Annotated in this window: 13 protein-coding genes; all 13 read left to right on the top strand. The window is 68.9% G+C overall.

The features are described 5' to 3' along the window. Positions 1-160: 160 nt before the first annotated feature. The 13 genes from HV793_RS16205 to HV793_RS16265 all read left to right on the top strand — a co-directional run bounded on the left by HV793_RS16205 (position 161) and on the right by HV793_RS16265 (position 15,041). A complete protein-coding gene (locus HV793_RS16205) occupies positions 161-1,930 on the top strand; it encodes an HAL/PAL/TAL family ammonia-lyase (protein WP_175213524.1) in 1,770 nt (589 codons plus the stop codon). Positions 1,931-1,972: 42 nt separating this feature from the next. Beyond that, positions 1,973-2,956: a Bug family tripartite tricarboxylate transporter substrate binding protein gene (locus HV793_RS16210; RefSeq protein ID WP_119449434.1), complete on the top strand. Its 984-nt coding sequence runs from the start codon at positions 1,973-1,975 to the stop codon at positions 2,954-2,956. 14 nt (positions 2,957-2,970) lie between these two features. Beyond that, a complete protein-coding gene (locus tag HV793_RS16215) occupies positions 2,971-3,975 on the top strand; it encodes an ornithine cyclodeaminase family protein (protein WP_054456417.1) in 1,005 nt (334 codons plus the stop codon). A 10-nt stretch (positions 3,976-3,985) separates the two neighbouring features. Then, positions 3,986-4,804, top strand: a complete 819-nt coding sequence (locus HV793_RS16220) for a phosphate/phosphite/phosphonate ABC transporter substrate-binding protein (protein ID WP_175213525.1) — start codon at positions 3,986-3,988, stop codon at positions 4,802-4,804. A gap of 198 nt (positions 4,805-5,002) precedes the next feature. Then, a complete protein-coding gene (locus tag HV793_RS16225) occupies positions 5,003-5,932 on the top strand; it encodes a LysR family transcriptional regulator (RefSeq protein ID WP_175213526.1) in 930 nt (309 codons plus the stop codon). A 129-nt stretch (positions 5,933-6,061) separates the two neighbouring features. Continuing rightward, entirely contained in the window at positions 6,062-6,889 is an 828-nt protein-coding gene (locus HV793_RS16230; protein ID WP_119449397.1) for a DUF3348 domain-containing protein, read from the top strand. A 10-nt stretch (positions 6,890-6,899) separates the two neighbouring features. After that, positions 6,900-10,589: a DUF802 domain-containing protein gene (locus HV793_RS16235; RefSeq protein ID WP_175213527.1), complete on the top strand. Its 3,690-nt coding sequence runs from the start codon at positions 6,900-6,902 to the stop codon at positions 10,587-10,589. Beyond that, positions 10,586-11,236, top strand: a complete 651-nt coding sequence (locus HV793_RS16240) for an OmpA family protein (RefSeq protein ID WP_054456414.1) — start codon at positions 10,586-10,588, stop codon at positions 11,234-11,236. The genes HV793_RS16235 and HV793_RS16240 overlap by 4 nt, the downstream gene beginning before the upstream one ends. Further along, positions 11,226-11,876, top strand: coding sequence for a DUF2894 domain-containing protein (locus tag HV793_RS16245; RefSeq protein ID WP_175162920.1), 651 nt, complete (start codon positions 11,226-11,228; stop codon positions 11,874-11,876). Before HV793_RS16240 ends, HV793_RS16245 begins: the two co-directional genes overlap by 11 nt. An 80-nt stretch (positions 11,877-11,956) precedes the next feature. After that, positions 11,957-12,202, top strand: coding sequence for a ParD-like family protein (locus HV793_RS16250; RefSeq protein WP_054456412.1), 246 nt, complete (start codon positions 11,957-11,959; stop codon positions 12,200-12,202). Then, positions 12,203-12,994, top strand: a complete 792-nt coding sequence (gene map / locus HV793_RS16255; protein WP_054456411.1) for a type I methionyl aminopeptidase — start codon at positions 12,203-12,205, stop codon at positions 12,992-12,994. Between the two features lie 108 nt (positions 12,995-13,102). Continuing rightward, the gene (locus tag HV793_RS16260) at positions 13,103-14,323 is read left to right on the top strand and encodes an MFS transporter (protein WP_175213528.1); all 1,221 of its coding nucleotides are present in this window, start codon (positions 13,103-13,105) and stop codon (positions 14,321-14,323) included. Between the two features lie 94 nt (positions 14,324-14,417). Further along, the gene (locus HV793_RS16265; protein ID WP_125471724.1) at positions 14,418-15,041 is read left to right on the top strand and encodes a glutathione S-transferase family protein; all 624 of its coding nucleotides are present in this window, start codon (positions 14,418-14,420) and stop codon (positions 15,039-15,041) included. Positions 15,042-15,052: the final 11 nt, after the last annotated feature.

Below are 15,052 nucleotides of genomic sequence, written 5' to 3' on the forward strand. Positions count from 1 at the left end.
CCCGCTGACACCGCATCCTCGGAACGCGCCAAGAGCGCCACCCGCCGCACCGCACCTGGGCGCCACCCTCTCGCCTTCAAGTACGCGCCATCCGTCGGCCCCGGATCCGCCCCTAACTCACGCTGCAGTCCCTCTACTTCCCTCCCTCCCAGGAGCAGTGATGCGTCATCTTCCGGCAGTTGAAGTTCGCGTTTTCAGAGGCTTTACACACAAATGCGCAGGTCCGCTGCTATTGGCACTGGCCACGGCCCTTGCTGCCGCGCCCGCGTGGTCAGCCACAACGGCCGCAGCCGCCGCGCCGGCCACTACCGCCGAAGCGCGCGCCGCGGCCCGCAAGGCGCCCCTGGCGCTGGACGGGCGCTCGCTTACCACCGCGGACGTGGTCGCCGTGGCGCGCGGCGGCCAGCCCGTGGCGCCCACCGAAACTGCGTGGCAGCGCGTGGCCCGCTCGCACGACTTGCTGCTGGAATACGGCCGCCTGGGGCAGCCCGTGTACGGCCTGAATCGTGGCGTGGGTCAGAACAAGGACCAGACCATCTTCTCCGGCGACACGCTGTCGGACGAGGCCCGCGCCTTGTCGGCGGCCTTCAACCATCGCATGCTGCTGTCGCACACCGTGGCCTATGGCGAGCCGGCGGCGACGGACACGGTACGCGCCGCCATGCTGATACGGTTGAATACCGCGCTGGCGGGCGGCACCGGCATGAGTCCGCCGCTGGTGCGCCAGTACGCCGACTTTCTCAACAAGGGCTTGACGCCGGTGGTCTTGGGCCAAGGCTCGGTCGGCCAGGCCGACATCACGATCCTGCCGCAGATCGGCCTGGCCATGATGGGCGAAGGCATGGTGGAAACCGGCGGCAAGCGCCTGCCGGCAGCCGAGGCCATGCGCCAGGCAGGCCTGGCGCCGATCCAGCCCTACGCCAAGGATTCGCTGTCCTTGTTGAGTTCCAACGCCTATGGCGCGGCCCTTGCCATCCTGGCCGCGCACGACGCCAGCCGGGTGCTGGACCGCGCCGATGAGGTGGCGGCCCTGTCGCTCGAAGGCCTGAACGGCAATATTGCACCCTTGCTGCCCGCCACCCAGGGCCAGCGTCCATATCCGGCGCAGCAGCAGGTGGCCCGGCGCATCCTGTCGCTGCTCGAAGGCAGCGCGCTGTGGCAGACGGATGAACAGCGGCCGTTGCAGGATCCCCTGAGCTTCCGCACCGTGAGCCAGGTCCATGGCGCGGCCCGCGAAACGCTGCGCCAGCTGGACGTGCAGCTGCTGGTGCAGATCAACAGTTCTGATGACAACCCGACCGTGGCGCTGGATGTCTCGCCGCCACCGGGCGCCACGCCGCAGGAAACCCGCTACTACGTGACGCAGGGCAAGCTGCGCGGCGCGGTGCTGCCCAGCGCCGGCTTCGATCCCACCGCCTGGGTGGTGCCGCTGCAGTCGGTGGGCGTGGCGCTGGCCCAGGTGGCCCAGTCTTCGGCGCAACGCGTGCTGCGCATGGGCGACCCGGCCTTCACCAAGCTGCCGCGCTTTCTGTCGCCCAATGACACGACGCTGGCCTACACCACGATACAGAAGCCCGTGTCGCTCCTGGCGACCGAAATCCGGACGCTGTCGCAGCCCGTCTCGTCCGATGCGCTGGCGGTCGCCGGCAACATCGAAGACGTGGCCACCAACGGCCCGCTGGCGGCGCAGCGCGTGGGCCAGCAGGCCGCGCGCCTGCGCACGCTGCTGGGCATAGAACTGATCCATGCGGCGCAGGCCGTTGATCTGCGCACGCGCGCGGAACCGCGGCGTCCGGTGGGCAAAGGGACCGGCGAGGTGCTGGCGGCCTTCCGGCAGGAAGTGCCGTTTCTTTCGCAGGACAGAAGGCTGGCCGACGACATCGCGCGCGCCGACCGGTTTCTGAACCAGGAGCGCGGCACGGCGCAGTAAGCGCCACGCCGCGGCCTGAACCACACAACAAGGGGAATGACCATGAAAAAGTACCTTGCGCTGTGCCTGAGCAGCGCCCTGCTGGCCGCCGCGCTGCCACTGCCTGCGGCAGCCGCCGAAGGCAAGTATCCCGCCAGGCCCGTCACCATCGTCGTGCCGTTTGGCGCGGGCGGCATCGCCGATGCGCTGCCCCGCATCGTCGGCCAGGAACTCAACAGCAAATGGGGCGTGCCGGTCATCATCGAAAACAAGGTCGGTGCCTCCGGCAACATCGGCATGGACTTTGTCGCCCGCGCCAATCCGGACGGCTATACGCTGGCCCTGGCGCCGGCGGGCAACCTGACCGTGAACCCGCTGCTCTATACCAAGCTGCCGTTCAACACCGCAAAGGACTTCGCGCCGGTGACCATGCTGGCCACCTCGCCCAATGTGCTGGTGGTCAACGACAAGGTACCGGTCAAGAGCTTCACCGAACTGGTGGCCTATGCGCGCCAGCATCCGGACAAGCTCAACTATTCCTCGCCCGGCCCCGGTAGCGGGGCCCACCTGGCGGGCGAACTGCTGAACCAGTCGGCCGGCATCGTCACGCGCCACATCCCCTACAACGCCATGGCTGCCGCAGTCAACGACGTGGTGGCGGGCAACGTGGACATGATGTTCGCCGGCGTATCCACCGTGCTGCCGCATATCCAATCCGGCAAGCTGCGCGCGCTGGCGGTGGCCGGTCCGCAACGCCTGCCGCAACTGAAGGACGTGCCCACGGTGGCCGAGAGCGGCTATCCGGGCTTTGACGTGACGTCCTGGTACGGCATCGTCGCGCCGGCCAAGGTGCCGCCCGCGATCCTCGACCAGTTGCAGGCCGACATTGCCGCCGTGCTGCAAAAGGAGTCCGTGCGCCAGAAGTTCGCCGGCCTGGGCGTGGAGCCCGCCGGCTCGAACCGCGCGGATTTCACCCAGGCGATCCAGCAGGAAACCGCAAAGTGGGCGGCCATCGTCAAGCAGGCCGGCATCCAGCCCATCCAATAAACAGAGGAGACATCATGCAATCCATAGACATCACCTATTTGAACGGCCCTGACGTGCGCGCACTGGCGCTGACCGATGCGGAAATCCTGGCCGCGGTGCAAAGCGCGCTGGACGCCCAGGGACGCGGCAAGACCGTCATCGAACCCCGCATGCACCTGGTGCCGGAGTCTTCCGCCAAAGGGCACTTCAATGTGCTGCGCGGCTACATCGAGCCGCTGCACGTCGCGGGCGTGAAGGTGGTCAGCGACTTCGTCGACAACTACAAAGTCGGCCTGCCTTCGGAGATGGCCCTGCTCAATCTGTTCGATCCGGTCAACGGCAAGCCGTTGGCCGTGGTCGACGCGACCGCCATCACCGACATGCGCACCGGCGCCGTCACGGCGCTGGGCGCCAAGTACCTGGCGCGCAAGAACAGCAAGGTGCTGGGGCATATCGGGTCGCGCGGCACTTCCTATTGGAACGTGCGGCTGCTCGACAGCCTTTACGACTTTGACGAAATCCGCGTGCACTCGCGCCGGCCGGAAAGCCAGCAGGCCTTTGGCGAGCGCCTGTCGCGCGACCTGGGCAAACCGGTGAAGGTCGTCAATGACTGGGAATCCTGCGTGCGCGGCGCCGACATCGTGGTCGAAGCCTCGCGCCTGCCTGAACCCACGCCGCTGCTCAAGACCGAATGGATCAAGCCCGGCGCCCTGGTCATGCCCTACGGCACCATGAGCGCGGTGGAACTGAGCCTGACCGACATCATGAGCAAGGTGGTGGTCGATGACTGGGGCCAATGCCGCAAGGGGCTGCCCTATGGCGCGCTGCGCGCCCACGTCGACAGCGACCGCATCACGGAAGAAAACCTGCACGCCGAACTGGGCCAGATCGTGGCGGGCCTGAAGCCGGGTCGCGAGCGCGATGACGAAACCATCCTGTTCTGGCACCGCGGCCTGTCCACCACCGATATTGCGCTGGGCCACGCCATGCTGGAAAAGGCCCGCAATATGGGCCTGGGCCAGACCTTGAAATTTGCATAGGCGCAGCGCCATGGATCTCATCACTTCGACGCGCATGTACGACGTGGCGCCCGCGGCGCGGGCTGCCTGGCATGCGCTGCTGCAGGCCGCGCACGCCAGCGCCGGACTGAAGGTGCGCTTCGTCGAGCACGGCTGGCCCACGCCCATCGGCGAACTCTGGGAACGGCCCGGCCTGTGCGGCGTCTTCATGTGCGGCTGGCCCTACGTCAACGCGCTGCAGGCGGGCCGGGCCTTTGCGGCGGTCGCTGCGGTGGTGCCGGACTGGCCGGCCTACGAAGGCCTGCCGCGCTATCGCAGCGAATTCCTGGTGCGCGCCGACTGCGGTTGGTCCTCGCTGGCTGATGCGGCCGGCAGCCGCTATGGCTGGATGGTGCGTGACTCCCAATCGGGCTGGAATGCGCCGCGCGCGGCGCTGGCCAGGCTGGCCGCGGCTGGCGGCTCACTGTTCGCAGCGTCCAAGGGGCCTTATGGCAACCCGCGGGGCCTGCTGCGCGCCCTGGCCGACGGCGAGATCGACCTGACCGCGGCCGACAGTTGGTACCTGGATCTGCTGCGCGCGCACGATCCGGCCGCGCTGGCCGGACTGCGCACGCTGGCGTACACGCCATGGACGCCGAATCCCCTCGTGGTGTCCGGACCCGACGTGGCCCCGGCCGCCACGCAGGCCCTGTCGGATGCCCTGCTTGCCATGCACGAGAATCCGGCGCACCAGCCGCTATTGCGCGCGGCGCATGTCGCGCGCTTCGCCCGCCCGGATCCGGCCGCCTACTCTGTCCTGGGCGACATGGCGCAAGCCGCCGTGACGGCAGGCTATCCCGAGATACGCTGAAACCGGCGCAGGCCCCGCCTTTCCAGGCGGGGCGGACTGCCTCTTTCCCCTGGCACGGCGGCGCTTTAAAGAATTATTAAAACCCCGTGCCGACAATGCCCTCCTGCGACGGCTGGCCTTCCCTGGGCTGCCGGCAACACGCACATCAAGCAATGGAACATGGCGCTGATCCGTCCGGACCGCGCGGGAGATGCACTCATGAAACGCCTGCAAGGCATGGAATTGTTCGCCGAAGTGGCGAAGGCGCATAGCTTCAGCCGGGCCGCCGCGACGCTCGGCATGCCCACCTCCACGGTGTCGCGCCACGTGGCCGAACTGGAACGCTCGGTGGGCCTGCGGCTGCTCAGCCGCAACACGCGCCGCGTGGAGCTGACCGATGCCGGGCGGCTGTACTTCGAACGCTGCCGCCGCATCGTGGCAGAAGCCGAGATCGCCCACGAGGAACTGCGCGAGCAACTGGAACTTCCCAGCGGGCCGCTGCGCGTCCAGCTGCCCGCGGCGTATGCGCTGGACGCCTTGATGCCCGCCCTGGTGGCATTCGGCAGCCGCTACCCGGATATCCGGCTCCAGATGAGCGTGGCCGGACCCGAGTTCGCCGAGCACCCGCCCGAGATCGGCGACGTCTCGATCCGCCTGGGCGAACTGCCCGACTCGTCGCTGGTGGCGCGCCGCCTGGGCGTGGTCCATGCCGGCCTGTACGCCTCGCCCGCCTACCTGGCCGCCCGCGGCATGCCTGTCGGCCCCGCGGACCTGGCGCGCCATGACTGCATCGGCCTGCGCGCCGGCGGCGGGCAGCCCGCGCCCTGGCCGCTACAGCGCGGCCGCGAGCAGTTGCTGGTTCCGGTGGAGCACCGCTACGGCGCCAACGACGCCTGCATGGCCAGGCAGCTTGCCGTGTTGGGCGCCGGCATCGCGGCGCTGGGCGGCGACGAAAGCGGCCGGCTGCGCTCGGGCGAACTGGCGCGCGTGCTGCCGGCCTGGAGCCTGGGGCCGATCGAGGTCCACGCCGTGACCGAAACCCGTTTGCTGCCCGCCCGGACCCGGTACCTCATCGATTTTCTGGCGGACTACCTGGACAATCCGGCGCATGGCCTGGCGCCAGAACTCCGGATTCGCCGGGTGGCATAACCCCGTCACAATATTGCATCGGCAGATGATGCGACCCTCTTTTTTCGGGTGGCACGCCCTTGCCGCCCGTCCCTCGCCCCAGGCGCCGCCCTCCACCGTGTAAACTCCCCCCTTTTTGACTCTGGTGGTATGTTGCAGGCCCCACAGCGCACAGGTTTAAGCGGCCCGACGCTCATTCGCTTGCTGACTCGCCTGACGGATGTCGATGTTCCGCAATCCAGGCAATCGCTCTCGGACCATCTGAGCCAATGGCTCGGCTGGACGGACGCGATCGCGCTCTCCGCGGCGCTGAACACCAGCCCGCCGGTGATCGCCCCCGGCGCCCGCATGTTCAGCAGCGCCGAAGAACGCGAGTGCGAACGCGTGCGGACCACGCTGGCCGACGCCATCGCCAGCGACACCGCGGCCACGGCCGCCAAGCGGCGCACGCCGGGACAAGCGCCCGCGCCCGCCAAGCAACTGGCGGCGCTGGCCGAGGCCGACGCCGATTACGCGAATTTTCGCCAGCGCTATCTGTCGTTGCAGCACACGATGGAAACCGCCGTGGGCAATTTGCGCAGCCGGCTGCGCGGCATGGTCGCAGCCAAAAACGGCGAAATGACGCGACTGGCAGTGGTCGACGCCATCATGGACCGCGCCCTGCTGCCCAAGGAACGCGCGCTGTTCGGCGCGATTCCGAAATTGCTGCAAGGCCATTTCGAGCGCCTGCGCGACGCGGAGGCCGCGGCCCTGGCCGAGGCTGCCGCATTGGCGCAAGCGCAAGGCGAGACCGAAGCCGAGGCGCAAGGCGATGCCGCGGTCGAGACGGGCGCGGCGCCCGCTCCGGCGACGGCATCGATAACGCCGGGCGCCTGGCTGGACACGTTCCGCAAAGACATGCGCAGCGTGCTGCTTGCCGAATTGGATGTTCGTTTACAACCGGTCGAAGGGCTGCTTGCCACCCTTCGCGCCAGCTAACCGGGACACTATGTCCAAATATCTGACTAATCTCGTAGTTTTCTTGGCGGGTCTGGCCGTCGTGGGCTGGATCGGCGTGGGCTATGCGGGCACCAACCCGCTGGCGCTGGCCGTGACCTTGCTGATAGCCGTCTGTTACCTGGCCGGCGCGCTGGAACTGCTGCGCTACCAGCAGGCGACATCCTCGTTGACGCGCGCGCTCTCGGGCCTGTCCGAAGCGCCCGGCAATCTGGGATCCTGGCTGGACCAGTTGCCGCCGGGCCTGCGCAACGCCGCGCGGCTGCGCATCGAAGGCGAGCGCGCGGGCCTGCCCGGACCGGCGCTGACGCCGTACCTGGTCGGCCTGCTGGTGCTGCTGGGCATGCTGGGCACTTTCCTGGGCATGGTCGTGACCCTGCGCGGCACCGGCCTGGCGCTGGAAAGCGCCACCGATCTGGCCGCCATCCGCGCCTCGCTCGCCGCGCCGGTCAAGGGCCTGGGCTTTGCCTTCGGCACCTCGATCGCCGGCGTGGCCAGCTCCGCCATGCTGGGCCTGCTGGCAGCCCTGTGCCGCCGCGAACGCGTGCGCGCCGCGCAACTGCTGGACAGCAAGGCCTCGACCACGCTGCGCGTGTACTCGCAGGGCTATCAGCGCGAGGAATCCTTCAAGCTGCTGCAACGCCAGGCTGAAGTCATGCAGCGCCAGGCGGAAGCCATGCCTACCCTGGTGGACAAGCTGCAAGCCATGATGAGCGACATGGCCCGCCAGAACCAGGCCCTGAGCGACCGCCACATGGCCAGCCAGGACGCGTTCCAGGGCAAGGCCGAGGCGGCCTATTCGCGCCTGGCCGCCGTCATGGAACAGTCCATGAAGGAAAGCGTGTCGCAAAGCGCGCGCTCGGCCGGCGCCGCCCTGCAACCCGTGGTGGAAGCGACGATGGCCAGCCTGTCGCGCGAAACCGCTTCCCTGCAGGACACCGTGACGCAAGCCGTGCAGCGCCAACTGGAAGGACTGACCTCGGGCTTCCAGGCCACCACCAGCAATGTCGCCGGCATCTGGAACCAGGCCCTGGCCGGCCAGCAGCGCGCCAGCGAGGCCCTGTCCCAGGACCTGCGCGCCTCGCTCGACCACTTCGCCCAGACCTTCGAACAGCGCTCGGCCGCCCTGCTGGACCGCGTGTCCTCGCGCCTGGAGGAATCGTCGGGCAGCATGTCGCAAGCCTGGACCCAGGCGCTGTCGCGCCAGGAGCAGGCCAGCGAAAAACTGGCGGGCGACAATCTGCAGGCCCTGACCGCGGCCGCAGCCAGCTTCGAGCAGCATTCGGCCTCGCTCTTGCGCACGCTGAACCAATCGCACACCTTGCTGCAGTCCGAGCTGGCCTCGCGCGACCAGCAGCGCCTGGCCGCCTGGACCGACACCCTGGGCGCCATGGGCGCCACGCTGCGCCAGGAATGGGAACAGTCCGGCGCGCAGGCCGCCGAACGCCAGGAAGCCATCAGCGCCACGCTGGCGCAGACCGTGCGCGACATCACCGCGCAGGCCGAAGTCCAGGCCCGGCTGCTGGAAGGCGTATCCGCCCGCATGGAAGCGGCCGCCAACGGCGTCTCGGAACAATGGGCCACCGCGCTGGCACGCCAGGAACAGGCGGGCGAAAAGCTGGCAGGCGACAACCGGGAGGCCCTGGCCGCCGCGGCCGCCACGTTCGAACAGCATTCCGCGGCCCTGCTGCAGACGCTGGACCAGTCACACACGCAATTGCAGGCCGCGCTGGCCTCGCGCGACCAGGAACGCCTGGCCGCCTGGACCGGCACGCTCACCGCCATGGCCGCCACGCTGAGCCAGGAATGGCAGCAGGCTGGCGCCGACACCGTGGCCCGCCAACAGGCCGCCAGCGATACGCTGGCCCAGACCGCGCGCGACATCGCCGCCCAGACGCAGGCCCAGGCCGGCATGCTGGAAAGCGTATCGGCCCGCCTGGAAACGGCGGCAGGCAGCGTCACCCAGGCCTGGACCGAGGCGCAAGCCCGCCAGGAACAGGTCAACGCCAAGCTGGCCGGCGACAACCAGCAAGCGCTGGAAACCGCCGCCGCCACCTTCGAACAGCATTCCGCGGCCCTGCTGCAAACGCTGGACCAGTCGCACGCCGAATTGCAAACCGCGCTAGCCTCGCGCGACCAGGAACGCCTGACCGCCTGGACCGGCACACTGACCGCCATGGCCGCCAAGCTCGGCCATGAATGGGAACAGGCCGGCACCCAGGCCGCGCTGCGCCAGCTGGAAGTCAACGACACCCTGGCCCAGACCGCGCGCGACATCACGGCCCAGACCCAGGCTCAGGCCGGCCTGCTGGAAAGCGTGTCGTCACGCCTGGAAACGGCGGCCACTGGCGTCACCCAGGCCTGGACCGAGGCGCAGGCACGTCAGGAGCAAGCCAACGCCAAGCTGGCCGGCGACACCCAGCAAGCGCTGGAGACCGCCGCCGCCACCTTCGAACGGCATTCCGCCGCGCTGCTGCAAACGCTGGACCAGTCGCACGCCGAATTGCAGGCCGCGCTGGCCTCGCGCGACCAGGAACGCCTGGCCGCCTGGACCGGCACGCTCACCGCCATGGCCGCCAAGCTCGGCCAGGAGTGGGAACAGGCCGGCACCCAGGCCGCCCTGCGCCAGCTGGAAGTCAACGACACCCTGGCCCAGACCGCGCGCGACATTACCGCCCAGACCCAGGCTCAGGCTGGTCTGCTGGAAAGCGTGTCGGCCCGCCTGGAAACGGCGGCCACCGGCGTCACCCAGGCCTGGACCGAGGCGCAGGCACGCCAGGAGCAAGCCAACGCCAAGCTGGCCGGCGACAACCAGCAGGCGCTGGAAGCCGCCGCCGCGGCATTCGAACAACACTCCGCCGCCCTGCTGCAAACGCTGGAGCAATCGCAGACGGACCTGCAGAATGCGCTCGCCGCCGAGGACGAAGCGCGCCTGGAAGTCTGGACCGGCAAGCTCGGCACGATCGCCGACTCGCTGCGCACCGAATGGGAACAGACCAGTTCCTACACCGCCAACCAGCAGCAGCAGATCTGCGACACGCTGGCCATCACGGCACAGGACATCAGCGCGCAGACCCAGGCCAGCGCCAACGACACCATCGCCGAGATCGGCCGCCTGGTGCAGGCCGCCTCTGAAGCGCCGCGCGCCGCCGCCGAAGTCATCGGCGAACTGCGCCAGAAGCTCTCCGACAGCATGGAGCGCGACAACGACATGCTGGAAGAACGCAACCGCCTGCTGGAAACCCTGGGCACCCTGCTGGACGCCGTCAACCACACCGCCGCCGAGCAACGCACGGCCGTGGACGCGCTGGTGTCTTCGTCGGCAGAGCTGCTGGACCGCGTCGGCACGCAGTTCACCGAACAGGCGCAGGCCGAAACCGGCAAGCTGGCCGAGGTGGCCGCGCAGGTCGCCAGCGGAGCCGCCGAAGTGGCCAGCCTGGGCGAGTCCTTCGGTACTGCGGTGCAGCTCTTCGGCGAATCCAACGACAAGCTGGTGGCGCACCTGCAACGCATCGAAGCGGCGCTGGACAAGTCCATCGCGCGCGGCGACGAGCAGCTCGCCTACTACGTGGCGCAGGCCCGTGAAGTGGTGGACCTGAGCATGGTGTCGCAGAAGCAGATCATCGAGAACCTGCAGCAGCTCGCTATTCAGCGCGCGACGGCCGGAGCGGAAGCGGCATGAGCGAGGACATCGACGGCGGCGTGGAGCCCACAGTCCCGGCCTGGGCCGTCTTCGGCGACCTGATGTCGGTGCTGCTGGGCGCTTTCGTCCTGATTCTGGTGAGCGTCGTTGCCGTGCAGCTGCAGCTGTCCACCCAGCTGGAGGAAGAGGTCAAGCAGCGCCAGGTCGAAACCCAGCGCCGCGAAACGCTGGAGCAGGCGCTGGCGGGTCCGCTGGCCGCCGGCCGCGTGACCCTGATCGACGGCCGCATCGGCATCAGCGGCAGCGTCCTGTTCGCCCTGAACTCGGACCAACTGCAGCCCGAAGGCCGTGAAGTCCTGAAAAGCCTGATCGAACCCCTGTCGGCCTATCTGAAGTCGCACAACGAGATCCTGATGGTCAGCGGCTACACCGACGACCAGCAGGTGCGCGAAGGCAACCGGCGCTTCGCCGACAACTGGGACCTGTCCGCGCAGCGCGCCTTGACCGTGACGCGCGCGCTGATCGACGAGGGCGTGCCTTCGTCGGCCGTGTTCGCCGCGGCCTTCGGCTCCGAACAGCCGGTGGCCTCGAACGCGGATGAGGACGGCCGGTCCAAGAACCGCCGCGTCGAAATCGCGCCCATCCCCAAGCCCTCCAGCGACGCCGGGACCTCGCATGGCCAGTGACGGCACCCGCGGCGAAATCATCGACGCCCGGGCCATGCTGGACGCCTGGCGCGAGGCCGGCGCCGACCGTGTGGATCCTGTCCGCTTCCAGTTCATGGACGCGCTGCAACGGCGCGCAGCCGCCCAGGGCGGCGAAGCCCGCAGGCTGCTGGACGGCAAGCTGGCAACGCTGATCCAGGCCTACGAGGCCGAACTGGACGGCGCGCCCGCGGATGCGGCCGAAAACCTCCCCGCGCCCGCTGCCGCCCTCCCCGAACCCGGACCGTTGGCGGCGCTGACCGCGTACATCGCCGATCCCGGCACCGACGCGCGCGGCGCCACCGACCTTCGCGCCACCTATCCCGAACTGCAAACGCTGGAGTACTTCCGCGGCGTCTGGTCGCGGGTCAGCGCCGACCGCCAGGTGCGGCAGTCGCAGGAGCAGGTGCACAAGAACGCCGGCCCGCTCAACTCCAATCAGCTGGTGCACCGCGCGCTGTCGCTGATGCGCGAAGTGTCGCCCGGCTATCTGCAGCAGTTCCTGTCGTACACCGACGCGCTGATGTGGATGGAGCAGGTGCACGCCGCCATCGCGCCCCCGCCCAAGGAGGCCGCGCCCCGCGCCGGCGCCAAGAAGACGGCGCGCGGCAAGGGCCGCTAGCCCCCTCCCGATTTGCGCCCTGCCGCCCATCGGCGGTAAGATACGATCCATATACAAACCATATATGGATCATTAACTCCATGGGCATCGTCAAGATCTCCGAGCAGATGCATGAGAACCTCCGCGTCGCCAGCGGCGCGCTCAGCCGCTCCATCAATTCCCAGGCCGAACACTGGATGCGCATCGGCATGCTGTCCGAGCTCTACCCCGAGCTGCGCCACGCCGACATCTGCCAGCTGCTGATCCGCATCGAACAGGCCGAGGGCTTCGCCATCGCCTCCTTGTCCCAAGGCTTGCCACAACCAGCCCAGCAGGAGGCCGCGTAAATGGCGAAGAAGGTTTCCATCAAGTCCGCCGCCGACATCGAAATGGCCCGCAAGGCCGGCGCCATGGCGGCGGAAGTGCTGCACATGATTGCCGAGCACGTCCGCCCCGGCGTCACCACCGATGAGCTGGACCGCATCTGCCACGACTACATCGTCAACGTCCAGAAGGCGATACCCGCCAACGTCGGCTACCACGGCTTTCCCAAGACCATCTGCGCCTCGGCCAACCACGTGATCTGCCATGGCATCCCGTCGGCCAAGGTGTTGAAGAACGGCGACATCCTCAACATCGACGTGGCCGTGATCAAGGACGGCTGGTTCGGGGACACCAGCCGCATGTACTACGTGGGCCAGCCCAGCCCGCTGGCGCGGCGCCTGGTCAACACCACCTACGAAGCCATGCGCGCCGGCATCATGGCCGTCAAGCCCGGCGCGACGCTGGGCGATATCGGCCACGCCATTCAGACCGTGGCGCACCGCGAGCACTTCAGCATCGTGCGGGAATACTGCGGCCACGGCATCGGCCAGATCTATCACGACGATCCGCAAGTGCTGCACTACGGCCGCCCCGGCGAAGGCATGGTGCTGCAGCCCGGCATGATGTTCACCATCGAACCCATGATCAACGCCGGCAAGCCCCAGACCAAGCAACTGCCCGACGGCTGGACCGTGGTCACCAAGGACCGCTCGCTGTCGGCGCAATGGGAGCACATGGTGGTCGTGACCGAGACCGGCTATGAAGTGCTGACGCCTTGGCCGGACGGCTTCGGCGACTATCCGCCCATCCCCTGAGAAAGAGGCGAAGCGGCGCGCGCGCCTTGCCCATGGCAAGGAACGGAGTGCCGGAGGACAAGGGCACGATCATGATCGTGCCCTTGTCGTTTCCGCCGTCCGCGCCCCATGCCCGCCCTGCCCTCAGCGTTCCGCCGCCTGGCCGCCTCCAACCTGGCCGCCCAATTCTCCGAACAGATGGCGCTTGCGGCCGCCCCGTTGGTCGCGGTGCTGGCGCTGGGCGCCAGCGCTGCCGAGACGGGCTATCTGCAGACGGCCCAGACCCTGCCCTTCCTGCTGCTGTCCCTGCCCGCCGGCGTGCTGGCCGACCGGATGTCACGGCGCGCCCTGATGACCGCCGCCGAATGCGTGCGCGCCGCCAGCCTGCTGGGCCTGCTGGCGCTGCTGGCCACGGGCGGACTTAATCTGGGCTGGCTGGCCGCGCTGGGTTTCCTGGGCGCGGTGGGCACGGTCGCCTACAACGTGGCCGCGCCGGCGCTGGTGCCGCGGCTGGTCCCGCCCGCCGGACTTGCCAGCGCCAACCGCTGGCTGGAACTGGCCCGCAGTACCGCTTTTTCCGCAGGGCCAGCCGCCGGCGGCGCGCTGGTCGGGTGGATGGGCGCGCCCTCGGCGTATGTGCTGGCCACCGTGCTGTCGCTGCTGGCGGCCCTGCTGCTGGCCGGCCTGCCCCACGACACTCCCGGCCCAGCGCCGCGCCGCCGCGTGCTGGAGGAACTGCGCGAGGGCGCGGCGTTCGTACTCACGCATCCGCTGCTGCGCCCGGTGCTGGTGACCGCCGTATTCTTCAATACCGCCTGGTTCGTGCTGCAGGCCATCTACGTGGCCTACGCCATCGAACGGCTGGGCCTGTCGGCCACGGCCGTCGGCCTGACGCTGGGCGTGTATGGCGGCGGCATGGTGGCCGGCGCCTTGCTCGCGCCCTGGCTCGCACAGCGGCTGAGCTTCGGCGCCATGATCGCCGCCGGCCCTCTGGCCGCGCTGATCGCAAGCGCCATCCTGCTCTCCACGCTGGCGCTTCCGTCCGGCGCGTGGGCGGCAGCGGGCTTCTTCCTGTTCGGTGCGGGTCCCATCCTCTGGACCATCACCACCACCACGCTGCGCCAGGCAATCACCCCCAACGCCCTGCTGGGCCGCGTGTCCGCCGTCATCCTGACCGCCACCTTCGGCGCCCGCCCGGTCGGCGCGCTGATCGGCGCCGCGCTTGCCGCCCGCGCCGGCGTCGAAGCCTGCCTGTGGGTATCGACCGCCGGCTTTGCCGTGCAATTCGTGGTGCTGTATACCTCGCCGGTGCTGCGCCTGCGCACCCAGCCCGAAGCCGGCGCCTATTGAACGCTGTTGCGCACGCAAAACCGGCAATCTGTATCTGTGCGCGCCCGCCGCCGCCCGCTAGACTGCCCCGGTCAGTCAACACGGCGGCGGCAAGATGCTGAAGATCCTGGGTAAAGCCTCATCCATCAACGTGCGCAAGGTGCTCTGGGCCTGCGCCGAACTGGACCTGCCTTTCGAGCGAGAAGATTGGGGCTCCGGGTTCCAACCCACCAGCGAGCCCGCCTTCCTGGCGCTGAACCCGAACGCGATGGTGCCCGTCATCCAGGACGGCGACTTCGTGCTGTGGGAGTCCAACAGCATCATCCGCTACCTGGCCGCGCAATACGGCGGGCTGGGCCTGTACCCCGCCGAACCCAGGCTGCGCGCCCGCGTCGACCAATGGATGGACTGGCAGGCCACCGACCTGAATCGTTCCTGGAGCTACGCCTTCATGGCCCTGGTGCGCGAATCTCCCGCCCACCGCGACCGCGCCGCGATCGAAGCGTCCTGCCGCGAATGGGCGAGCTTCATGGCGATACTGGACCGGCGCCTGGAACAGGCCGGCGGCTACGTCGCCGGCCCCGCGTTCTCGCTGGCCGACATACCGGTCGGCCTGTCGGTGAACCGCTGGTTCAGCACGCCCTTCGACAAGCCGCGATTGCCGGCCGTCGCCGCGTACTACGACCGCCTCGCCGAACGCGCAGGCTACCGTCTGTACGGCCGCAACGGCACGGCCTGACCGCCCAAGCG

This window comes from Achromobacter aegrifaciens, from assembly GCF_902859965.1.
In the GTDB taxonomy this organism is placed as follows: Bacteria; Pseudomonadota; Gammaproteobacteria; order Burkholderiales; family Burkholderiaceae_B; genus Achromobacter; species Achromobacter aegrifaciens.